The following is a 21,854-nucleotide window of genomic DNA, read 5'->3' as shown; positions in this document are numbered from 1 at the left end:
CCCTCAGGCGAGCGCTGGCCTCAGAGCAGGCGCGCCGCTGCCAGCCGGGCCACGGCCTGGGCCCGATTGACCGCGCCCAGCTTGCGGCGCGCGTTGTCGACGTGGAACCGCACGGTGGTCTCGGCGCACCCCAGGATCACCGAGATCTCCCAGTCCGACTTGCCCTCGGCCACCCAGGCCAGGGCGTCGCGCTCGCGGTGGGTCAGGCGCACCTCGTCGGCGCCGGGCGGGGCGGCGAAGGTCATCAGCCGCTCGGTCAGCATCAGCCCGGCCAGCTGGATCGCCAGGGCGTCCTCGGGCGACAGGTCCGGGTCCCGGAAGCCCAGGTGCAGCGAGGCGATGGTCCGGTGGCGGCCATAGGAGGTGGCGCAGACCGCGTCGGCGATCCCGGCCTCGCTCATCGCCTCCCAGTAGCTGCCATAGCCGGACACCTCGCGCGGGGCGAAGTCGCTGAACCGGTAGCGGGTCATCCCGCCGCGGATGGCTTCCAGCAGGGGGTTGTTTTCGAAACAGACGTAGTCGAACGCCGGGCTGCCCTCGCGCCAGCTCTCGGGCGCGACCCGCGAGACGATGCCGCCGGCCGCGAAATGCGCCGCCGAGGTCAGCGGGGTCAGCGGGCGGCGATAGAGCCGGGTCTGCAGATAGGATGCACCGATGTCGGTCAGGGCCGCGAAGAAGCCTTCGCTCGCCGCCTGCGGCGACGCGGCCGCGAGCGCGGCCTCGGCGATGTCCATCGCGCGCTTCAGCATGGTCCCACTTCGGGCGCCCCCCAGGCGACCCTAGCAAACTGCGCGCCACTCGGGAATCGCCGCGGTCAACCCCTCGGTTTCGAGAGGTCGTTTCCGCCGCCGATCCGGGCGAGGCTCCGCTTGGTTTCGCGGCGGGCCGTGCAGTCCGTATGCGTGACGTCTGCGGCGGGCGTGTCCGTGTCAAGCGCCCGCCGTGGACACCTCCGCCGCACCATCGTGCGACGCGCCTTGCCAAGCCCGCGATTTTGCGTATTTTCCGCGCCCTCGCCGTCGAGACCTCCCGGGGTCATCGGAGCCGGGGCGGGTGCTTAGCTCAGTTGGTAGAGCAGCTGACTCTTAATCAGCGGGTCGTAGGTTCGAATCCTACAGCACCCACCATTCTTCCGGTGGACGAACGCCCCCGAAATTCCCGGGTGGACAAGCGCCGAGGCCACAGCCGCCACGGCGTCCACAACAGGCTGCCCCTTCGACGATGCCGGGTATGTCCGTCAGGTCCAGCGCGCGCGGCATTGAGACGTCGACGAAGCCCTGTCCGGCGATGAAGGTCTGCGTGTTGGCCCGGATGGCCGACGGCCCGACCGGCGCCTGGCCGTCCATCTGGAAGGTCGTGTGCGAGACCCGACCCGTGTGCCAGAGCTGCAGGACGATGGTCCCGTCCTGGGCATGGACCGCGTCCGTCACCTTGCGCCATCCCCTCACCTGGGCGTCGCTGTAGCAGCCTGGCGTGTCGGAATAGCCCTGCGCCTGCGCCGAGACCTGGGTGGCCTCGGCGATGATCAGGCCCGCAGATGCGCGCTGACCATAATATTCCGCCGCGAACGCGCCGGGGACCAGTCCCGGCCCCGCACGGTTTCGCGTCAGCGGCGCCATCACCATGCGGTTGGCAAGATCGAAAGCGCCCACCGTCACCCTTTCGAAGAGCGCTGTGGACGACCGCGTCGGATGAGGGTTGTTCATGACCTTGGGTCCGGGAAGAGAGTTGAGGTGAGACGGGCGGCCGGGCCGAGGCGACGGCTTCGGACTCCGCTCGGGCGTCCGGCGTGAGCTGAGCGAGAAACCCAGCGATACGACCCGTCGGTTCTAGGGGGCCGAGCACCGGGGTCGGCAGCCTCGGAAACTACCCATAACGCTGCCAAGGGCGGGCTCAGCCGATCAACGACTGTCCTGGGGGTCTGCGCGCCGAGTAGGGAAGAGCGGGGGCATAGCCGATCCGTGTGCGCGCCGGAGACATCGTTCCGGCGGACGCGTTGCTGCTGAGCGCGACCGCGTTCACCGCGAACGAGGCGGCGCTGACCGGAGAGCCCTATCCGGTGGAAAAGCAGCCCGGCCTCGTGACCGGGCTCACTGCCGGGGAGGCCTCCAATGCGGTCTTTCGCGGCGCGGTCGCCCAGACCGGCGAGGTCATCGCTCTGGTCGTCAGCACCGGAGCCGCAACCCTGTTCGGTGCGGCGGCCTCCGCCCTGGCTCAGGCCGAGGAGATCTCGCCCTACCAGCGCGACCTCCGCGCCTATGGCCTGCTCACCGCACGGCTGACGATCGCCCTGGTGCTGGTGGTCTTCGCGGCGCACCTGGCATTCGGGCGTCCGATCCTCCAGTCGCTGCTGTTCGCGGTCGCGCTCGCCGTCGGACTGACGCCCGAACTCCTGCCGATGATCACCACGGTCACGCTGTTGCGCGGCGCTCTGCGAATGGCCAGGCGCAAGGTCATCGTCAAACGCCTCGCCTCGATCCACGACCTGGGCGCCATGACCGTGCTCTGCACGGACAAGACCGGGACGCTCACGTCCGCGGAAATCAGCCTTGCGCAGAGCCTGGACGCCTCGGGCCTGGCCAACCCCCGCCCCTCCCGGCTGGCGCCATCGCGGCCATCCTGGGCGGCGACCGCGGCGCGCTCGACACCGCCATGATCGCCGGCGTGCCGGACGCGGCGTCGGGCTGGACCCTGGCCTACCGGCACGCCTTCGATTTCAGCCGCCGGCTGGGATCGGTCCTTGCCAACGGCCCCGAGGGTGACGTGCTCGTCGTCAAGGGCGCACCCGAGGCCGTTGTCGCCCAATGCGTCTCCTCTCGCCTCCGCGACACGATCGCCGCCATGGAAGCGCCCGATCGCGCGGCGGTGCTGGCACGGGTTCAAGGCCTGGCCGAGCAGGGCCTGCGCGCGATCGCCATCGCGTCCCGACCCTGCTCGAACACTTCCGAGGCACCGCCGCCATCGACCTTGGCGACACCCATGTGGCAATCGCCGGCGGCGTCCACATCGCGGCCCTGGGCGGCCTCTGGTTGATGTCTGTGTTCGGGTTTGCGGGCCTGACCTTGCGGCGCGATGGCCTTGGCCTGGATCCGCGGTTGCCGCGCGCGTGGTCCAGCCTGGCCTTTCCGGTTCAGTGGCAGGGCCGCCACCTGCGGATCGCGATCGACGCCATCGAACAGTTCGTGCAGGTCACCCTGGATCGCGGCGAGCCGATGACGGTGCATATCGCCGGCGCGCCTCACGCTCTTTCCGCTGCGCAGCCGCTTCGCGTGCGGTGGCAGGGGCGGTGAGGATACGTTCGGGGGCGCGTCCCCCGTGAGCGGTGTGTCCGCCGTCGCGCCAGATCTCTCCGCGCCAGATCTCCCGGCGCCAGATTTCTACCGGTTTCTCCAGACGTCCGGTAATCGGACGAAGTGAAAATCCACGCTCAGCGGCCGCCGCCGCTTGCCCTACTGGATGAGCGACAAGCTGGACGCCATCGGGGAGCCGGAGCGAGCGATGCATCCTGTACGACCAGACTACAGCGACGCGGCGAAAGCCTGGCTCGCGCGCCCGCAGAAGCTGCTGATCGGCGACCGGTGGCTGGAAGGATCGTCCGCCCGCCGCATCGATGTCGAGAACCCGGGGCGAGAGGAGCGGATCGCTGAGATCGCCGCCGCCTCCATCGAGGACCTGGACCGCGCCGTGGCCGCGGCGCGCTGCGCCTTCGAGACGACCTGGGGCCGTATGCACGGGCGCGAGCGCGCTCGGGTGCTCCTGCGGATGGCCGAACTGCTCGACCGCGACGCCGACCTGATCGGCGAGATCATGACCATCGACAACGGCACTCCGCTGGCCTCGTCGACGCCGGTGGTGCGGCTGCTGGGCGCCGAGCTGTTCCGTTACTACGCCGGCTGGGCCACCAAGATCTCGGGCGAGGCGTTCACGCCGGCGGTGGGCAGTCGCGTCGACCACGACTTCGTGGTGGCCACGTTGCGCGAGCCGATCGGCGTCGTCGGCGCCATCGTGCCCTGGAACGCGCCCGCCGGGATGATGGCCATGAAGGTCGCGCCCGCGCTGGCCGCGGGCTGCGCCATCGTCCTGAAGACCGCGGAGCTGGCGCCCCTGGTCGGGAGGTTTTTCGGCGAACTCATGCTGGAGGCCGGCGCGCCACCGGGGACCTTCAACCTGCTGCACGGTCATGGCGACGACGTGGGGGCCGCCATGGCCTCCCATCCGGGGATCGACAAGATCGCCTTCACCGGCTCCACCCGGGTCGGGCGCAGCATTGCGCAGGCGGCGGCGGCCAGCAATCTGAAGCGCGTGACCCTGGAGCTGGGCGGCAAGTCGCCGGTGATCGTCTTCCCGGACGCCGACCTGGCGGAGGCGATCCCGGCCGTGGCGATGGCCTGCTTCTTCGTGTCGGGCCAGGCGTGCATGGCCGGCACGCGCCTGTTCGTGCACGACGACGTGTATGACGAGGTGGCCGCGGGCGTCGCCGAGGTCGCCCGCAACCTGTCGCTGGGCGACGGCCTGGCGCCGGGGTCGGTGATCGGTCCGGTGATCTCCGCGCGGCAGAAAGCGCGGATCGAGGACTATGTCCGGATCGGGCTGGAAGAGGACGGCGCCACCATGCTGGTCGGCGGCGAGGCGGCGCCATCCCCGGGCCATTTCATCCGACCCGTGCTGTTCACCGAGGTGCGCGCGGACATGCGCATCGCCCAGGAGGAGATCTTCGGGCCGGTGCTGTCGATGATCCGGTTCCGCGACGAGGCGGACCTGCTGCGCGAGGTCAATTCGACGGTCTACGGGCTCTCCGGGTCGGTCTGGACCCGCGACATTCGCCGCGCCCTGCGGGTCGCGCATGGCGTCGACTCCGGCCAGGTGGCGGTCAACTATCACGCCGCGATGAGCCCGGAGACGCCGTTCGGCGGCAACCGCCAGTCAGGCTGGGGCCGCGAGCTGGGGCGCGAAGGGCTGGAGCCCTATCTGAAGACCAAGGCGATCAGCATCAACGTTGGACCGCGGGCCTGAGATGGCCGGGTCCTCGAAACCCAGGGTGGCCATCGTCGGCGCCGGCATCGGCGGCCTGACCGCCGGCTTGCTCCTCGCCAATCAAGGCTATCCGGTCCATGTCCACGAACAGGCGCGACGCCTGGGCGAGGTCGGCGCGGGGCTGACCCTGAGCAAGGGGGCGCAGGCGACCTTGCGCGAAGCGGGGGTGCTGGACGCCGTGCGCGGCGCGGCCTCGCTTAGCGCCACCATCCCGTTCCTCCACTACCGGACCGGCGAACGGCTGGCCGGCGAGTACGACCGCTCGGACGGGACGCAGGATACGCCGGAGATTGTCGGCCGCCAGATCCTCCGCGCCGATCTCCACGCCATCCTGGCGGAGGCCTACGGTCGGACCACGGGCGACCTCTCGCTGTCGCGCCAGCTGGTCGGCATCGAACCGCGCGGGGACGGCGTGCGGCTGGCGTTCTCGGACGGAACCCGGGCCGAGGCCGACCTGCTGATCGGCGCGGACGGCCTGCGCTCCACCGTGCGCGAAGTCATGTTCGATCCGACGCCGCCGCTGTTCACCGGCCAGGTGGCGTGGCGGTTCCTGGCCCCCTGGGAGGCCGCCGCCCCGTTCATGGGCGCCGGCCGCGCCGCGGTCTATTTCGGGCCCGGCCGTGTGATCAACCGCTACACCCTGCGCCGCGGGCGGATCGTCAACTGCGTCGCCCTGGCCCGGAGTGAAAGCTGGTTCGAGGAGGGCTGGTCGGTTCGCGGCGATCCCGCCGAGTTGCGGGGCCTGTTCGAGGGCTGGCACCGCGACGTGACCGGCCTGCTGGCGCAGGCGCCGGCCGAGACGCTGCGGCGTTGGGGCCTGTTCCATCGCGAGCCGCTGGCGGTCTGGCGCGACGGCGGCGTGACCCTGCTGGGCGACGCAGCGCACCCGATGCTGCCGTTCCTGGGGCTGGGCGCGGCGATGGCGATCGAGGACGCCATGGTGCTGGCGCGCGCGCTGGCGCTGGAGGCCGAGCCCACCGCGGCCCTGGACCTTTACGAGGCGGTGCGAAAGCCGAGGACGGCGGAGGTGTTCCGCCAGTCCGTGCGGCAAGGCGAACTGCTGCAGAGCCGAGATCCGGACAACTACGACCCCGCCGCCTCGCCAGCCAGCGACCGCACGTTCTTCGACTACGACCCGGTCACGGCGCCGTTGCGCGCGGCCTGATCGGCGACGTAGGCGATCACGCTCGCGGCGGCGTCGCGCAGGCGCGGCAGCAGCCGCGACCGCGCCTCGGCCAGCGGCACGGCGGAGCGCACATAGCGCAGGACCAGGCCGCCTTCGACCCGGCCGCCGATCCGGAGCGGGACCCCGAGACTGGCCTCGGGAAAGCGTCGCTGCAGCACCAGGGCGTGGTCGCGGCGCGCGCGCGCCATCAGGCGCTCGACCTCGTCGCGCGCGAACCGCAGGGGTGAACGCCAGGCCGCGGCATAGATCTCGTCCAGCCGCCGGGCGGCCTCCGCGGCGTCCAGGGAGGCCAGGTAGAGCAGGCCGGTGGTGGTCTCGACCTGGGGCGCGGTGTAGCCGGGGCGCATGCGGGCCAGGGCGAACGGACTGGCGAAATCCGTCGAGACCCGCACCCGCATAACCAGGCCGTCCGGGATCGCCAGGCTGGCGGGCCAGCCGGTCTCCTGGCTGAGCACCGGCAGCACCTGCACGCAGGCCGCCGTGATCCGGTCGATGACGCTGTAGCCGCCGGTCAGGCGTTGCACCCCCGGGGCGAGGGCGTAGAGCCGGCTGCTCGGCAGCCGCAGGCAGCAGTTCTCGGCAACCAGGGTGGTCAGGATCCGCCGGGTGGTCGTGCGCGGCAGGGCCAGCATTGCGCTGAGGTCGCCGAGCGAGAGCGGGCCGCGCTCGTTGAGGGCGGTGAGCGCGGCGAGCCCCCGGCTCAAGGACTGCAAGTCTCCCGTCGCGTCGCGCGTCATCCGACGATCCCGTCCCAGCGACCGCGGTCCGACCGGCTCAGCGCGCCCCGAACATCTTGCGCGTCCAGGCCACGATGTCGTCGCGCACGCGGTCCTTGGATTCCTTCATCCCGTGGCTGCCGCCCTCGTACCAATGGACCTCTGACGGTCCGGGATGGTTCCTTACGAAGCTCTCGATGAACGTCGGGTCGCGGGTCATCAGCGGGTCCGCAGCGCCGGCGATCACCAGCATCGGCGTATCGAACTCCTTGATCCGCTCGGTATGGGTGGCGCGCGAGTCCGGCCCGGAGGTGTCCAGGAACCGCCGGGCGAAGCGCAGCTTGTCCTGGGTCATCAGGTGGGTGTCGCCTTCGCCGCGGGCGATCGCCGCCTTGGCCTCGTCCACCTGCTGGGCATAGACGGCCGCGCCCAGGGTCTCGCGGGCGAACCGCGGCGTGTCGAGGGTGGGGGCCATGTAGACCATGCCGACCACGCGCCGGTCGTGGGTCAGGCTCATGTAGTTCGAGATCAGGACCCCGCCGTTGGAATGGCCCTGCAGGATCAGCCTGGGATAGCCCTGCGCGGCGAGCCAGTCGGCCCATCGGCCGGTGTCGTCGGCCACCTCCGCCAGGGTGCCGGTCATGGTCGCGCCGGTCACGCCGCTGGAATGGTTGGCCACCGACAGCGAGGCGTAGCCCGCCTGGGCCAGCCGCCAGCCGAGCCAGTGGGTCGAGGAGTGGATCGTATCCTCGCTGAGCCCGTGGTGCAGGATGAACGCCGGCCGGTCCTTGCCGCCGTCCATGGGCGCGTAGAGGACGCCGGTGAAGATCTGGCCGTCCGCCGCCCGGATGCTGGCGAAGCTGGTCCGGACCGCCGGGCGCACGCCCAGGCCCTGTTTCGCCAGCCAGGCCGCCAGGTCGTCGGTCAGCCGGTCCTGCACGGCGGGCGTGTCGAAGTCGCCCGCCGGCTCTGACTGGATCGCCAACGTCCCCGGCCTGGCCGGCTTCAGGTCCTTCAGCACCGTGGTCGACGACGAGGGATCGCCGGCGCTGACCAGGCCCAGTGTGGGGATCGGAATCCGCGACAGGGCGGAGAGGTTGCGGGCCTGCGCCTCCGGCCCGAAATAGTTCAGGAACGCCTCGGCCGGCATCGCATAGCGGCCGGCGACCACCCAGGGCGCGTCGTGCTCGGGCGGATGGTAGCCGGGCTCGACCACGCCGGGGATCAGCCCCCGCCCGGCCGCCACGTCCACCCGCGCCTGGGCGACCTTGGCGTCGTAGTCGGGGCCTGAGAGTCCGGAGCTCACGAAGGCGCGCACGTCGGTCAGCGGGTCGATGAGCACCGCGGCGCGCACCCGCCGGCGATCGGGCGTGGCCAGGGCGGCGTCGTCCGATTCAGCCAGGTAGTTGGCGGCCGCGATGGCGCCGTAGCCGCGGCCGGCCAGCACCAGGTCCTCGAACCCCATGCGTTCCAGCAGGTCCAGCGCCGCGGAGATGTCGTAGCGCGTTTGTTCGAAGCGGTTCAGCGGATAGCCGCGTTCCAGGTGGGAATAGAGGCTGAGCACAGTGTAGCCGCGCCGTGCCAGGCGCTCGGCGGCGAACCGCGACGGCTCGTCGCTGCGGCCGGGGTTCGACCCGGGGCCGGTGGACAGCATGACGATCGCCGGGCCGTAGACATTCGGGCCGGCGGCGGGCGTGAACAGGATGGCCGGCGACAGGTCGCGCCCGCCGCCGGGCGCCAGCAGCGTTCGCCCCGGAGGATCGGACGGCAGCCCGATGATCTGGATGTTGATGTCGCGCGGCGCGGGCGCGGCGGACGCCGCGCTGGCCAGCAGGCCGCCGAGGATCGCCGCCAGCAGCCTCAGGGCCGTCACGAGCCGGTTCAACGCGCCGCGCCCTTGGCGGGCTTCGCGGTCGCCGTCCCGGCCGGCGGCGGGCTCACGGCATAGGCGAGCACCACCCGCGAACTGGTCACCGTCGACGGGTCGAGGGGATGGCGCGGAAACTGGATGACCGTCTCGCCCGGCGCCACCTCGACCGTGGGGAAGGGCTCGGTCTTCATCCGATTGGCGACCACCTGGTCCGGCGCGACGCCCTTCTCGACCCAGCCTTCGAGCGCGGAGATCCAGTCCACCTCGCTGCCGCCGGGACCGCCGCGGCAGTGGCCTACGCCCGGCAGCAGGAACAGCCGGAAGAACGCGCGGGTCGCCGCCGGTCCGCCGGCGGTGCGGGTCGCGGTTTCGTAGTAGTCGACGCTGGCGCCGGCCGGAATCTGGTTGTCGTTCCAGCCATGGTACAGGATCAGCTTGCCGCCCGCGTCGCGGAAGGCGCGAAGATCGGGATTCTGGGCGTTGTACAGCGCCTCGATGACCGCCAGGCGAGGCACGTCGCGGTCGTAGTCGAAGTCGCGTTCGGAATATTTCGGGCCCGGCGAATAGAAGAACGCGCCGTAGGTCATCAGCGAATTGCCGGCGCCGCCGAACCCGGAGAGATAGTCCCCAGGTCGGCCCTCGCTGTTGACGAAGCCCGGGGCCCAGTTCAGTTCCGATCCGCGCGGCATGCCGAAGTAGAGGGCGCGGCCCTTCGCGTTCGTCGCTCCGGCATAGATCTTCCGCACCACCCCGACCTCGGCCGCCGAGAGGCAGGCGTCGGCCGCCTGGCCGGGCTTGCAGGCCAGCGACGCCGGGTCCCAGGCGCAGGCAGCCGGATTGAGCAGCATGCCGCCCTTCGCGCCCTTGCCGGGATCGCACGCCGCCAGGACCGCCTCATGGATCAGCGGCAGCTTGGCAGCGTCCAGGATCGGCTTGCCGTCCGCGTCCAGGTTCGCCCGTGCGCCCCAGGACAGGAACAACGGCGTGTCGCCGGTCTCGAAATAGGGCGGAGCGCCGGCGATGATGCCGTTGAAGTCTTCGGGGAACCGCTGGGCCTCCACCATGCCCTGGCGGCCGCCGGTCGAGCAGCCGTTGAAGTAGGCCAGGCTGGCGGGCCGGGCGTAGTAGAGGTCGATGATCTCCTTGGCCGCGACGGCGGTGAGGTGGGTGGCGCGCGACCCGAAGTCGATCTGCCCCTGCAGGTTCTGGTAGGCGAACGCCCAGCCGATTCCCTTGTGCCCCATATCGGTCGAGACCACCGCGTAGCGCCGCGCGAAGGCGGGATCGAGCCGGTCGCTGAGGTACTGGCCGCAGGGCCCGCCGCAGCCGCCCATCATCAGCTTGCCGTTCCAGCCGCTGGTCGGCAGCTTCAGCAGGAACCCGATGGTGGGGGCGATCTGGCCTTCGACGCGGCAGTATTCCGGCAGGCCCCGCTCGGCCGGAACGATCCGCGCCGACACGATGCTGGTCGGCGCATCGGGGATCTGCGCCAGCCGGTTGGCCACGTCCGAGAACGTCTGGGTCGGCCGCAACGCCGCACAAGCCGCGTCCGCCGCCGGCGCCGGCTTGGGGGCTGGCGGGGTGGTCTGGGCCCAACCGACCGCCGGACCGAGCACGGCCGCCGAGGCGAGCAGGGCGCCCAGCGTTCGCGCCGCCATGACCGGCGCCGAACGGGACGACGAGACCTGGTTCCGATGCATGCGCGCGCCCCTGTTCTGACCGTCGGCGGTTCCGCCTCGACCCATTGTCGCCATGCCCAGCCGCCGCCGGCGGCTGGGAAACCCGACGCGTGGGCAGGCCTGCCCACGGCTAGATTGCTCGTGGAGCACGGCGATCCGGCATGATTTTTCGGCGCCGGCCTATGACTTAAACCGGATGCCTGGGCGTCGGGCGCGCTGTTAGGCGGTAGGCATGCCGCGTTCCGCGAACCTCGAGATCAATGACCGTGCAGGTCCCCACGCGGCCTTGAGCGTGGCCCGCCCGTGAACGCCGGGCTTGCCGGTCGCTATGTCGGCCCGCCGGGACAGCAGATTCACCTTCTCGAAGGCGGCATCCTTCTTGAAGGCAGCGGGGGGCGACCCCTGTGGTGTCTGCACGCCACGGCCTATTCGGGACGCAGCTTCACGCCCTTTCTAGAGGCTATGGCGCCGCGACGGCGGGTGGTGGCGGTCGATGCGCCGGGCTACGGGGCCTCGGATCCCCCGCCGCAGCCGATGCCGATCGAGGGCTACGCACGCGCCATCGCGGTGGCCTTCGACGAGGCGGAGGCGGGCAGCGTCGACCTGTTCGGCTATCACACCGGGGCCCTGGTGGCGGCGGAGCTGGCCCGGCAGCGTCCCGACAAGGTGTCGCGGCTGATCCTGATCGGCGTGCCCTACTTCCTGGGCGCCGAGCGCGAGGCCTGGCGCGTCCGGCTCGCCGAACCGACGTGGCTCAGCGAGGATTTCGCGCAGTTCCAGCACCGGTGGGACTATTTCATCACCCGCCGCGCGCCCGGCGTCAGCCTGGCGCGCGGGTTCGACAACTTCGTCGACGAGCTTCGCGCCTACCCGCGGGGATGGTGGGCCCACGAGGCGGCCTTTACCTTCGATGTGGCCGACTGCTTCGGCGGCGTGCGGCAGCCGACCCTGGTGATCAACCCACGCAACCACCTGGCCGAAGCCTCGCGCCGCGCCGCCGGCGCGCTCGCCAACGGCCGGCTGCTGGAGATGCCGCATCTGGAGAACGGCATCTTCGACGTGGCGGCGGACGAACTGGCCACGATCATGGACGAATTCCTGAGGGCGCCGGCCGCCCCCTAGCGGCGGCCTGAGGGCATCGGCCCCGGCCGCGTCACGCCGACCCCGCGGCGCGAGTTGCCATGCCCCCCCAAGACGGTATCGTGACAGCGGGGCGGGCCGCGTGAATCTCGCACGCACATCGGGTCACTCCCCCGGGGGACCCACCTTGGAAGTGCAGCAGCTCAAGCACCTGATCGCTGCCGTCGAATGCGGCAACCTGCTGAGGGCGGCCGACGAGTGCAATATTTCGCAATCCGGGCTCAGCCGCAGCATCGGCGCCCTGGAGGACCGGCTGGGCGTGCAGCTCCTCCTGCGCAAGCCGAAGGGCGTGGAGCCGACGGTCTTCGGCCTCGCGGTCCTGCCGCACGCGCGAATCGTCATGAACGAACTGGCCCGCTGCGCCGACGAGATCCGCTCCATTCAGGCGGGCGAGGTCGGAGAGGTCAACTTCGGCGTCACCCAGAACTACAGCTACTATTTCATTCCCCAGATCCTGGCCGATCTGAACACCAGCTATCCCGGCATCCGGATCAGCGTGAAGTCCGGCGGCTATCTCGACCTGATCGCCGATCTGAAGGTCGGATCGATCGATTTCGTATTCGGTCTCCTCGGCCAGATCGACGATGACCCGGACATCGTTATCGAGCGGCTGCGTGAACATCACTCCCGGGTGGTCGCCCGGACGTCTCATCCCCTGGCCCAGCGCCAGGGCGAGATCATGCCGGAGCAGCTCGCCGCCGCGCGATGGGCGACGCTGACCAGCGAGGGGTTCCAGCGCAGCTTCATCGGCTATTTCTTCTCCCGCGGGCTGAACGCGCCGGTGCAGGTGGTGAAGACCGACTCCATGCCGCTGATCCAGCAGTCCATCGCCTCGACCGACCTGCTGGCGGTCCTTCCGCCCGACGTGGCGCTGCGCGAGATCGACAGCGGCGAACTGGTGTTCCTGGATTGCGAGGCCCCCGCCGAGCAGACCGACATCGGCATCGTCACCCGCCAACTGGGCTTCGCCACCCGCCATCGCAACGACCTGCTGGCCCGAATCCGCAAGCACTTCGGCCACTGAACCATCGGCTTCAGTCGGACATGTCGAACGCGGCGGTCTCGATCACGGTCGCCAGCGCTTTCAGTTCGCCGACGAAGCGCGTCTGGAGGGCGTCCGCGGGGATGCCGCGGGCGATGTACATCATCAGAAGGACGCCGCGGATGCGGCCGTGGTCGAACAGCGGCACGCTGAGCGCGCGCTCTTTGCCCAGGTCGGGACCGATGCTGTAGCCGTCGCGCCGCGCGGCGGCGAGATAGCCGTCCAGGGCGCGCCGGTCGCGGGCCAACGCCTGGGCGGGGTCGCGGCTCTGCGCCAGCATCGCGATCTTCTCCTCCCGCTCGGCGTCAGCGAGGAAGGCCAGCAGCACGATCCCGCTGCTGGACGCGGCGATCGCGATCTCGCTGCCCACGTGGCGCTTGTGCAGACCGAGCGAGGTGGCCGGATCGGTGGTGATGCGCACGCTCATCTGGTCGCCCAGCGATGTCGCGATCGCCAGCGGCCAGCCGATTTCCCGGGTCTTGTCGAATAGGATCGGCCGCGCGACGTGGATCATCCGGTCTTCCGACGAGAACGCCCCGGCCAGGGCCGACACCCGGGGCGCCAGGGAATAGAGCTTGGTGTCCGGGTCGCGGACCAGGAACTGTTCCCGCTCCAGCGTCACCATGATGCGCTCGGCCGTGGTCCGCGGCAGGCCCAGCTGCCGCGCGGCTTCCGAGATGGTCATCATCCGCCGGCGGGTCAGCATGATCAGCGCGCGCAGGCCGCGCTTGAGGGAGGTCAGCTCCAGGTCGCCGCGTGACGCCGCCAATCCGGTCTCCCCCCAACGCCACGGCCCGCCGCGCCAGGGCCCAGGATTTGCGCGCCCGGCCCGGAAGGTCCAGCGACCTTGCACGCATAGGATTGGACCCAGAGCACATTGGCGTTGGACGAATCCCGACCTTAGCCTCCAGGTGACCCGCAGTTCAGGCCGAGTCCAGGAATGACCACCACGACTGTCGACGCCGGCGCCGCGGAGGCACGGAAGGCCCAGCCGCTCACCCGGCCGATGATGATCGCCTGGGGCATCGGGACCCTGGGCCCGGTCACGGTGCTGTCGGCCACCAACGCCCTGCTGCTGCGCTATCTGACCGACGTCTACGGACTGGCGGCCGGCGTGGCAGCCTCATTGATCGCCATCTCCAAGCTCTACGACGTGTTCGGCGATGTCGGCATGGGCGTTATCAGCGACCGGACCAACAGTCGCTGGGGGCGGCGCCGGCCCTACCTGATCGGCGGCGCAATCCTGCTGGCGATCTCCATCGTTGCGATCTTCGCCGCGCCCAGTTTCGCCAGCGGCTCTTCGCGGCTCGTCTACATGACCCTGGCCCTGCTGTTCTACGCGACGGCCTACAGCGTCTTCAACATCCCCTACATGGCCATGCCGGGCGAGATGACCCGCACCTATCACGAGCGCACCGAGCTGATGAGCTGGCGGGTCTACGCCGTAGGCCTGTCGATCATGATCGCCACGGTCCTGGGGCCGGTGCTCCTGGACCTGTTCGGCGGCGGCCCGGCCGCCTACGCCGCCATGGCGGGCCTCTTCGCGCCCATCGTCATCGGGGCTGGGATCGTCACCTTCATCGGCACGGCGCGGGCGCCCACGACCGTGCGGATGGTCTCGCATCACAGCTTCGCCGAGCAGCTCTCCTCGGGCCTGTCGAACCGGCCATTCGTGATCCTGGTGCTGGTCAAGTTCATCACCCTGATGTCGCTGGGGACCCAGGCGATCTTCCCCTTCTTCTTTCAGCGGATCATGGGGGCGCCCAACAGTGTGCTGGGCGCCTATTTCCTCTGCCAGTCCGGGATGATGCTGGCCACGCCGGCGCTGTGGCTGATGCTCAGCCGGCGGATCGGGAAGAAGTGGACCTTCATGATCGCGCTGGCGATCGCCGTCCCGGCCTGGATGAGCTGGCAGTTCGCCGGTCATGGCGAGCCGCTGGGGCTGGTCTATCTGCGAGGCGTGTTCATCGGCGTCAGTGGCGCGGGTGTCATCCGGATGGGCCAGTCGATGCTGCCCGACACCATGGAGTACGACTTCCGCCGCACCGGACTGCGTCGGGAAGGGATCTTCGCGGCCCTCTACACGACGGTCGAGAAGCTGTCGGGCGCCATCGGGGTGGCGGCGGTCGGGGCGATGCTGGGCGCGTCGGGTTATGTCCAGTCGCGCGGCCCGACGGTGGTCCAGCCCGAGAGCGCGCTGGCGGCGATCCGCTTCATCATGGCCTGGGTGCCGGCGGTGATCACGCTTGCCGGCATGTGCGCGCTGATGGCCTACAACCTCGACGAGGACCGCCTCGACAAGGTCGAGTGCGCCGCCTGAGCGTCACGGCAGGCGGAGCCCGGCGTGGCGCGGTCAGGGGGCGATCGACAGGGATATGTAGCCGCAGGGCCCGGTGCGGCCACCGTGGCCGGTCTTGGCGTCCACATCCTCGAACAGCAACACCGAGCCGGGCTTCATCTCCGCCTTGAACTTGGCGGTCTGGAAGGTGACCGAACCGCCCAGCAGGATGAACATCTCGCGGTAGGGGGCGGCGTGCATGGGCAGGTCCACGTCGGGCGGGCCGATCACGATCTCCGCGCCGCGCTTGGGCGAGTTCGGCAGTTCGATCATCCCCAGCAGCTTGCCGGTCTTCAGCAGCGGGACCTGCCTGGCTTCGATATGCAGCGGCTCGACCTGGGAGTCGCCGTCCGGGCCGGTGAACACCCGATAGCCATCCAGCTGCTTGAGCCCGGTGTTGAAGACCGTGGTGGGCGGGCAGACCGCCGCCGCCGCGGTCGACGCGTTCGCCGCGAGGAGGGCGGCCGACGAGACTAGGCCGACGGTGAGTGCGCGCGCGGTGGTTCGCATGATAGCCCCTCTGTTGTCTTTGCGAGCAGGTGCAGGTGATCGAAGGCTTTCGCCAGGGCGTCCGCCTCGCCGGCGCCGACCCCGGCCGGCCGGGCGGGCAGCTGCGGCGCGTGGGTGGCGAGCCATCCATCGAAGGCGTCGAGCGGCGTCGGCGCGCCGGACAGCCGGCAGACGGGAACCCTGAGGCTCGCCAGGGCGGCCATCGCATCGAAGCCAAGCGCCGCCTGCGCCAGGTGGCCGTAGGTTTCGCGGCGGCGCATCACGTCCATCGTGCGGCGGTGTAGGCGCGCCGCTCCGAAGTCCCCGGCGGCGGCGCGTTGGGCGGCTTGCCGTCGGTCGTACCAGGGCCACCAGACGAGGCCGTCGCGCAGCATCAGCCAGGTGCGATACCAGTGGGCGCCATCCGGCTCGACGGCGATGTCCGGCGTGTAGTCGGCCGCCAGCCGGGCGCGTTCCAGGGCATCGGCCGCCAGCAGGCCGCCCAGGACGACACCCGCCACCAGGTCCGGCCGGCTGCGCCCCAGCTCGACCGCGACCGAGGCGCCGAAGCCCAGGCCGTAGACCTGCGCCGGCGGAGCGCCCAGGGCCTGCAGCAACCACGCCGCCTCGCCGGCGAACTGGCCCAGCGCCGGCGGTCCGCCCTGGAACGGATCGGACTCCCCGGCCCCCGGCAGATCCGGCGCGATCACGAAATAGCGGTCGCTCAGCGCCGCCATCAGCGGCTCGAACGCCTCGGCCGATCCGGGACCGTCATGCAGCAGCAGCACGGCCGGATGTGCGCGGCGGCCGGCATAGCGGATGTGAACCTGGCGACCGTCTTCGCCGTCGAGGAACTGGCGGGCCACGGCGGCGGCGTCGCCCACGCCGTCGCAGTCGTCAGGCGGCGGGTGCGGGCTGCCGAACCGGGCGAAGCCCTCGGCGATCAGGTCATGCTTGGCCGGCAGCGAGGTCCCGATCCGCCGGATCTCCTGCCCCGGCTTCAAGGGCGGCAGCCGCGCCAGATGCGGGAACAGCATGTCGGTGTCGGTGGCGGTGTAGATCGCCGGGCGATCCAGCTCGGCGGCCGCGGCCAGGGCGCGCGCGCCATAGTGGCTGGCCGCGCGATAGGCGGGGATGTAGGTGTCCGCCGCCTCGAAATACATCGACACCCACAGGTGGGTCGCGTCCGGCCGGCTGAGGTCGTAGCCATTGAGGCTCTGGGGCGCCCGTGCGCTCCAGGGAAACCAGGCCGCCTGGTCGCGGAACCGGGTCCAGACGTCGGAATAGTGTCCGCCAAGGTCGCTCACCGGAAACTTGTGGAAATAGTCCTCGAACAGCGCCGCACATTCCGCGTCGCTGAAGGCCGGCACGCCGTCGAGCACCAGGCCGGTCACCCGCTCGGGATGCCTGACGCCGAACTCGAGGGCGATGGCCGCGCCGCTGTGCGAGCCGAACACCGGGCAGGGCGGCATGCCGATCGCCGTCAGCGTCTCATCCAGGGCGTCTGCGAGGTCGGCCACCAGCATGTCTTCCAGCGGCAGCGCCTGCGACAGCCCGAAGCCCGGCGTGTCGAAGGCGAAGACGGTGTAGTCCCGCGACAGCCGCTCGATCTCCGGGCGCAGGAACCAGGCGTTGGCGGGTGACGAATGGACCATGACCGCGGGCGGGCCGCCGCCGGCGCGCAGATAGTGGACGCGTCGCGACCCGACCTGCAGGAAACGCCGGCGAAGTCTCAATGCGCCGGCCCGCCGAAACCCAGCGATCCGCGATTGACCACGCGCCGCGGGTCGACCGCGTCCTTGAACCCCTCGATCAGCCGCAGCACGGCAGGGTCCCGGGTCTCCGCCCAGGGATAGGCGCGGCCGATCTGCACATGGGCGCAGCCGTGGCGGCGAAAGATAGCCTTGAACGCCTGGCGCAGTTCGAAGGCCAGGCGGGTCGCCTCGGGCCGGTCGTCGTAGGTCGCCAGCGCGGCGAGGTCGCTGGTCTCCTCCACCCGGTTGTGCAGGAAGTGCTCCGCGTCGTCCCACGACAGCAGCGGCTCGACCGTGACCGCCTGGCCGCCAACCGCCAGGAAGATCGTGCCGCAATTGACGCCCAGCCGCTCCATCTCGGTCCGGTTGGCCGCCAGACAGGCGTAGACCTCATCCGCCACCTGCGCGGCGGCCGAATGGCTGCAGACGCCGTGAACGGGCAGGCTGCGCCGCGGGAGGCGCCGCTCGGCCGTGTTGAAGTCGGTGAACGGCGTCCCCCGCAGGGTCCTGGGCGCCGTGGGCGCAACCTCGCGCCCGCCGGCCTTGCCGGCAATGGCGCGCAGCAGCTTGAGCTTCTCCGCCGCCCCCGCGGCCGACACGTCGTCGATCGCCAGATGCATCAACCAGGTGTCGCCCCGAAAAACCGCCCTGCCGGCCATCGCGATTCGCACGGCCCCGATCAGGCCGTCCAGCAGATTGGACCCACCTTTCACCACGTTCAGCAGCAGGCTCAAATCTTCCCTGAGCCCGGTGCTGGCGTTGGCCGCCATCAGGCGGACGAAGAAGGGGTCCCAGCAGTAGCACTCGGCGGCCAGTCCGGTCCGCCCGATCGCCGACACGGCGGCCAGCGCCGCCTGATGGGTGGTGAACGCGAAGCTCGCATAGGCTTGGTGGGTCGGGAAGGGAATGAGGCGCAGGACAGCCCGGCTCTTGAACCCCATGGCGCCGGTGTCGTTCAGGAACAGGCCGGTCAGGTCGGGGCCGTATTGCCGGAAGAACGGCGCGGCGCCCTCGCTGGAGCCCCACGACCCTGTCCGCATCACCGTGCCGTCCGCCAGCACGATCTCCAGCGCCAGGACCGAGTCAGCCAGTGACCCATACTGGTTGGAGCCCAGGAAGAAGCTGCCTTGCGAAAGGGCGCCTCCGACGGTGGCGTTGGCCCCCGACATCGGCCCGAAATACGGGGTTCGGAAACCAGCGGCCCTCAAGCGCTCATAGAGGTTCTGCCAGGTGCAGCCGGCCTCGACGACGACGTACATGTCGCGAGCGTTGATCTCGACGACCCGGTCCAGGCCGCGCAGGTCGACGATGACCGAGCGCCGGGTCTCCGGCGTATAGCCGCCGGTGTAGGAGAACCCCCCGCCGCGCGGCACGACGATCCAGCCCATGCGCGTCGCGGTGGCCACGACCTGCGCCAGGGTGTCGGTATCGCTCACGCGCACCACCGCGTCGGCGGTCTCGCCGCGGCCGGCGATGTCGGTGGAGAAGAAGGTGCGCTCGGCCTCGCTGGTCCGCAGCGCCTCGGCGCCGGCGACCGCGGTCAGGGCGGCGACGATGTCCGGTTCGGCGGCGTTGAGCGCCGATTTCCGCTTCAGGGCCATCTGCTCACCTCGTCTAGCCCCCGCAACGTCCCCCAAGCGGCCGCGAACGGCAAATCGCTTGCGGCGACTTAACCGGCATCCGGTGATCTCGAATAACCGAATAGCGGGTAACGGACGTCGCCGTCGTTGCGCGCTCCCCGGGCCGGCGTACCGTTCGGGTCGATTGAGCAGCAGGCTCGACGGAGGTCCCGATGGCCGACGATATCCCCTTTGCGGCCCCGCCGCCGGCGCAGACCGACGGCGCGCGGCGCCCGCGGCGTCGCTGGGCCCGGGGCGTCGACCGTCCGGCCTATCTGCAGCCCGGCGACCTCGACCGGATGATGGTCATGTTCGTGGCGTTGATGTCCGAGGTCTCGGCGCTGCGCGCCCGGGTCGACACCCACGAGGCGCTGCTGGACGGTGGAACGTCGCCGTCGACCGCCGCCGTCGAAGCCTATGTCCCCGACGACGCCCGCGGCGTGGCGCGTGACGCCCAGCGCCAGGCGATGCTGAGCCGGGTGCTGCGCGCGATCACCGAGGAGCGCGAAGCGGCGCTCGATGGACGCAAACCGGAGATCGCCCATGTCGATCACGCTGGCTGAGGCCCTCAAGCTGGCGCAGGGCGCTCTGGCGGAGGCCGAGGCGCGGGGCGTCACGAAGATTTCCGTCGTGGTCACCGACCCGGGCGGCCATGTCCGCGTCGCGATGCGCACCGACGGCCAGGGCATCTTCGGGGTGGACACAGCCATCGCCAAGGCGGTCACCGCCCTGGGCTTCAACCGCGCGACCCTGGCTCTGACGCCGCTGTTCACCGACCAGGCGACGGCGGCCATATCCGGCGCTACCGGCGGACGCTTCGCCCCGCTCGGCGGCGGCGTCGTGGTCACCGACAGGGCCGGCGTGATCGTCGCCGGCGCCGCGGTCTCGGGCGGCCTGCCGGATGTGGACCACGCGATCATCGTGGCCGCGATCGAGGCCCAGGGGCTCCTCGCCCTCCCATAGGTTCAGCTGAAGGATAAGCCGCATGTTCCAGGAACCGCACGCCGCTCTCCCCAGCGCCACCCATGACGAACTGGCGCGGCAGGACTTCTGTTCGTCGCTGCGCAAGATGTTCACGACTGACCTCTTCCCGGGCGCGAACGACGTCTACTACCGCCAGCTGCTCCCGGCCTTCGAGGCACGCTACGGCCGGCCGCCGGCCTCGCCGCAGGAGGTCAAGCGGCTGACCGACAGCAGTTTCTATTTCCGGGGCTCGGACGTGGTGGGACGCGCGGCTCAGGAGCTGGTCTGGGACACCGTGGGCGAGAGCATCGAGCGCCAGCTCGACACCCTGAACGGCAACGCCCGGCCCAGGCCCGCGGATCGCGGGACGCTGCGGCTCAATCCGGATCTTGAGATCCCGCGCTACATCGACGCCGTCGACATCCACGTCATGCCCGGCAATTTCCATACTGAGCTGTCCGACGACGATGTCTATGCCGGCGCCCTCTACGACCGCGGTGTCTATGTATTCGCGTTCGGAGGCCTGGGGCCCCGCAACGATGGACTGGGCGTGGCGCAGGCCGAGGTGATCCGGGAGCGGTTTCCGGAGCTCAAGCCGCGCCGCATCCTGGACGTGGGCTGCGGCCCGGGGTTCACGACCCTGCCGTGGAAGGAATACTTCCCGGACGCCGAGGTGCACGGGATCGATGTCGGCGCGCCGCAGGTGCGCCACGCCCACGCCCGCGCGGAATCGCTCGGGATCGCGGCGCACTTCAGCCAGCAGGACGGCGCGCACACGGACTTCCCGGACGGCCACTTCGACCTGGTGGCCTCGATGCTGGTCACCCACGAATGCCCCGTTCCGGTGATCCGCGCGCTGTTCAAGGAAGCCCATCGCCTGCTCGCGCCGGGCGGCGTGATGCTGATGGATGGCGGCATGCCGCCGATCGACGACCCATTCGTACAGATGCGCACCAGCTGGTTCGGTATGAATGCCAACGAGCCGTTCTCGGGGGGCTTCAAGGCGCTGGACTATCCCAAGGCCGTGGCCGAGGCCGGGTTTGCGCCCGAGCGCTATTTCACCGCCGAGCGCGAGCCGGTCTACCTCAAGGGCCAGCTGCCGCCGATCAGCTTCTTCGGCGCCATCCGGGATTAGCGCCGCGCCGGGGGCGCCTACAGGAAGTCGCCGATCGCCTTGTAGAGGCGGTAGCGGGACTGCTGGAAATGGGCGAAATCGCCGCCCCCCGGGATGATCACCAAGGCCTTGTCGTCGGTCGCCAGGTCCTCGAAGAACTGGCCGCGCGGGACCCCGCCCTGCATGTAGTTGGCCTTGGCGGCCTCCACACCATAGATCAGCAGGGTCGGTCGCTGGATCCGGCTGGGATCGATGGCGGGGAAGGGCCGCGCGTTCTCCAGGCGGATGCCGTTCGGGGAGCGGGCTTCGGTCGTGCTGACCAGCTGGCCGATGGCGTGGCGCACCGCCGGATCGGTGAAGTCCGGCTCCAGCTTTTCATTGTAATGCTGGTAGGTGTTGGTCCACCACGGCTCGGTGGGGGCCGGCAGGACCAGGTTTCCGCCGCCGCGCGCCGGGTCGTAGAGCACCAGCCGGTCCACCCGCTCGCCGTGGGTCTCCACATAGCGCCCGGCGATCCGGCCGCCCCAGGAGAACCCCAGCAGGTGCGGGCGGCGATAGCCCTGGGCGGCGACCCAGTCCATCACCGCGTCCAGGTCCTCCATGGCCGCCTCGGTGGTGACGCTGAAGCCGTCCTCCGGAGCCTCTGAATTGCCGTAGCCGCGTACGGAGAAGGTGACCGCGCCGTAGCCAAGGCCGACGATGGCGTCCATCAGCGAGTAGTCCTTCCCGCCCGGAAAGGAGAGGTCGAAGATCGCCTGGCCGGTGAGGTTGGAACCCTGGACCATCACCACCACCTGGGCCGGCCGGGCCGCGAGGCCCTTGGTGCGCACCGCCAGACGGCCGATGGGGCCGGGGACCATCAGGTCCTGGGTGTCGGGTCTTGCGATCGTCTCGCTCATGGAAGCCTCCA

21 protein-coding genes and 1 tRNA gene are annotated in these 21,854 nt (G+C 70.4%); 12 read left to right on the top strand and 10 right to left on the bottom strand.

Annotated features, from left to right (window positions below):
* Positions 1-20: 20 nt before the first annotated feature.
* A complete protein-coding gene (locus Q0R13_RS00395; protein WP_293897767.1) occupies positions 21-749 on the bottom strand; it encodes a LuxR C-terminal-related transcriptional regulator in 729 nt (242 codons plus the stop codon).
* A 302-nt stretch (positions 750-1,051) separates the two neighbouring features.
* Here Q0R13_RS00395 and Q0R13_RS00390 point away from each other — a divergent pair.
* A tRNA-Lys gene (locus Q0R13_RS00390) sits at positions 1,052-1,127 on the top strand.
* Here the strand turns inward: Q0R13_RS00390 and Q0R13_RS00385 are convergent.
* Complete coding sequence (locus Q0R13_RS00385; protein ID WP_293897764.1) at positions 1,113-1,706, bottom strand: hypothetical protein; 594 nt, start codon at positions 1,704-1,706, stop codon at positions 1,113-1,115. The genes Q0R13_RS00390 and Q0R13_RS00385 overlap by 15 nt on opposite strands.
* Before the next feature lie 257 nt (positions 1,707-1,963).
* On the opposite strand from Q0R13_RS00385, the gene Q0R13_RS00380 reads away from it, so the two are divergent.
* The 5 genes from Q0R13_RS00380 (at position 1,964) to Q0R13_RS00360 (ending at position 6,199) form a co-directional block, all read left to right on the top strand.
* Complete coding sequence (locus tag Q0R13_RS00380; protein ID WP_293897761.1) at positions 1,964-2,656, top strand: HAD-IC family P-type ATPase; 693 nt, start codon at positions 1,964-1,966, stop codon at positions 2,654-2,656.
* A complete protein-coding gene (locus Q0R13_RS00375; RefSeq protein ID WP_293897758.1) occupies positions 2,653-3,033 on the top strand; it encodes a hypothetical protein in 381 nt (126 codons plus the stop codon). The genes Q0R13_RS00380 and Q0R13_RS00375 overlap by 4 nt, the downstream gene beginning before the upstream one ends.
* Positions 2,982-3,290: a glycosyl hydrolase family 65 protein gene (locus Q0R13_RS00370; protein ID WP_293897755.1), complete on the top strand. Its 309-nt coding sequence runs from the start codon at positions 2,982-2,984 to the stop codon at positions 3,288-3,290. The genes Q0R13_RS00375 and Q0R13_RS00370 overlap by 52 nt, the downstream gene beginning before the upstream one ends.
* A gap of 208 nt (positions 3,291-3,498) precedes the next feature.
* On the top strand, positions 3,499-5,013 hold the full coding sequence (locus tag Q0R13_RS00365) for an aldehyde dehydrogenase family protein (protein WP_293897752.1): 1,515 nt from the start codon (positions 3,499-3,501) through the stop codon (positions 5,011-5,013).
* A gap of 1 nt (position 5,014) precedes the next feature.
* Positions 5,015-6,199: an FAD-dependent monooxygenase gene (locus Q0R13_RS00360; RefSeq protein ID WP_293897749.1), complete on the top strand. Its 1,185-nt coding sequence runs from the start codon at positions 5,015-5,017 to the stop codon at positions 6,197-6,199.
* On the opposite strand, the gene Q0R13_RS00355 is transcribed toward Q0R13_RS00360, so the two are convergent.
* From Q0R13_RS00355 to Q0R13_RS00345, 3 genes are all read right to left on the bottom strand, one after another.
* Positions 6,163-6,924: a helix-turn-helix domain-containing protein gene (locus tag Q0R13_RS00355; protein ID WP_293897746.1), complete on the bottom strand. Its 762-nt coding sequence runs from the start codon at positions 6,922-6,924 to the stop codon at positions 6,163-6,165. The genes Q0R13_RS00360 and Q0R13_RS00355 overlap by 37 nt on opposite strands.
* Positions 6,925-6,994: 70 nt before the next feature.
* Complete coding sequence (locus tag Q0R13_RS00350) at positions 6,995-8,809, bottom strand: alpha/beta hydrolase (protein ID WP_293897743.1); 1,815 nt, start codon at positions 8,807-8,809, stop codon at positions 6,995-6,997.
* A gap of 8 nt (positions 8,810-8,817) precedes the next feature.
* The gene (locus tag Q0R13_RS00345) at positions 8,818-10,506 is read right to left on the bottom strand and encodes a tannase/feruloyl esterase family alpha/beta hydrolase (protein WP_293897740.1); all 1,689 of its coding nucleotides are present in this window, start codon (positions 10,504-10,506) and stop codon (positions 8,818-8,820) included.
* A 282-nt stretch (positions 10,507-10,788) separates the two neighbouring features.
* Here Q0R13_RS00345 and Q0R13_RS00340 point away from each other — a divergent pair, with 282 nt between their 5' ends.
* Together Q0R13_RS00340 and Q0R13_RS00335 are read left to right on the top strand one after the other, a co-directional pair.
* Positions 10,789-11,607: an alpha/beta fold hydrolase gene (locus Q0R13_RS00340; RefSeq protein WP_293897737.1), complete on the top strand. Its 819-nt coding sequence runs from the start codon at positions 10,789-10,791 to the stop codon at positions 11,605-11,607.
* A 151-nt stretch (positions 11,608-11,758) separates the two neighbouring features.
* Positions 11,759-12,649, top strand: a complete 891-nt coding sequence (locus Q0R13_RS00335) for a LysR family transcriptional regulator (RefSeq protein ID WP_293897845.1) — start codon at positions 11,759-11,761, stop codon at positions 12,647-12,649.
* 10 nt (positions 12,650-12,659) lie between these two features.
* Here the strand turns inward: Q0R13_RS00335 and Q0R13_RS00330 are convergent, their stop codons facing one another.
* The gene (locus Q0R13_RS00330; RefSeq protein ID WP_293897734.1) at positions 12,660-13,436 is read right to left on the bottom strand and encodes a helix-turn-helix domain-containing protein; all 777 of its coding nucleotides are present in this window, start codon (positions 13,434-13,436) and stop codon (positions 12,660-12,662) included.
* 171 nt (positions 13,437-13,607) lie between these two features.
* On the opposite strand from Q0R13_RS00330, the gene Q0R13_RS00325 reads away from it, so the two are divergent.
* Complete coding sequence (locus tag Q0R13_RS00325) at positions 13,608-14,987, top strand: MFS transporter (RefSeq protein ID WP_293897731.1); 1,380 nt, start codon at positions 13,608-13,610, stop codon at positions 14,985-14,987.
* Positions 14,988-15,020: 33 nt separating this feature from the next.
* Here the strand turns inward: Q0R13_RS00325 and Q0R13_RS00320 are convergent, their stop codons facing one another.
* Genes Q0R13_RS00320 through Q0R13_RS00310 form a run of 3 tightly spaced genes read right to left on the bottom strand, consistent with a single transcriptional unit; the run spans position 15,021 to position 18,849 of the window.
* Positions 15,021-15,515 carry a hypothetical protein gene (locus Q0R13_RS00320; protein ID WP_293897728.1) on the bottom strand — a complete coding sequence of 165 codons (495 nt, stop codon included), beginning with the start codon at positions 15,513-15,515 and terminating at the stop codon, positions 15,021-15,023.
* The gene (locus Q0R13_RS00315; protein WP_293897725.1) at positions 15,479-17,230 is read right to left on the bottom strand and encodes an alpha/beta fold hydrolase; all 1,752 of its coding nucleotides are present in this window, start codon (positions 17,228-17,230) and stop codon (positions 15,479-15,481) included. Before Q0R13_RS00315 ends, Q0R13_RS00320 begins: the two co-directional genes overlap by 37 nt.
* Entirely contained in the window at positions 17,227-18,849 is a 1,623-nt protein-coding gene (locus tag Q0R13_RS00310) for an FAD-binding oxidoreductase (protein ID WP_293897722.1), read from the bottom strand. Before Q0R13_RS00310 ends, Q0R13_RS00315 begins: the two co-directional genes overlap by 4 nt.
* A gap of 191 nt (positions 18,850-19,040) precedes the next feature.
* Between Q0R13_RS00310 and Q0R13_RS00305 the strand changes: the two genes are divergently transcribed.
* The 3 genes from Q0R13_RS00305 to Q0R13_RS00295 are packed head-to-tail and all read left to right on the top strand — an operon-like array spanning position 19,041 to position 20,965.
* The gene (locus Q0R13_RS00305) at positions 19,041-19,430 is read left to right on the top strand and encodes a hypothetical protein (RefSeq protein WP_293897719.1); all 390 of its coding nucleotides are present in this window, start codon (positions 19,041-19,043) and stop codon (positions 19,428-19,430) included.
* Positions 19,411-19,830, top strand: coding sequence for a heme-binding protein (locus tag Q0R13_RS00300; protein ID WP_293897716.1), 420 nt, complete (start codon positions 19,411-19,413; stop codon positions 19,828-19,830). The genes Q0R13_RS00305 and Q0R13_RS00300 overlap by 20 nt, the downstream gene beginning before the upstream one ends.
* Before the next feature lie 22 nt (positions 19,831-19,852).
* Entirely contained in the window at positions 19,853-20,965 is a 1,113-nt protein-coding gene (locus Q0R13_RS00295; protein WP_293897713.1) for a class I SAM-dependent methyltransferase, read from the top strand.
* A gap of 17 nt (positions 20,966-20,982) precedes the next feature.
* On the opposite strand, the gene Q0R13_RS00290 is transcribed toward Q0R13_RS00295, so the two are convergent.
* Positions 20,983-21,843: an alpha/beta fold hydrolase gene (locus tag Q0R13_RS00290; RefSeq protein WP_293897710.1), complete on the bottom strand. Its 861-nt coding sequence runs from the start codon at positions 21,841-21,843 to the stop codon at positions 20,983-20,985.
* Positions 21,844-21,854 lie beyond the last annotated feature (11 nt).

This window comes from Phenylobacterium sp. (genome assembly GCF_025351295.1).
Classification (GTDB): Bacteria; Pseudomonadota; Alphaproteobacteria; order Caulobacterales; family Caulobacteraceae; genus Phenylobacterium.
Note: the sequence above shows the minus strand (reverse complement) of the source record. Positions and strands in the feature narration are given on the sequence as shown.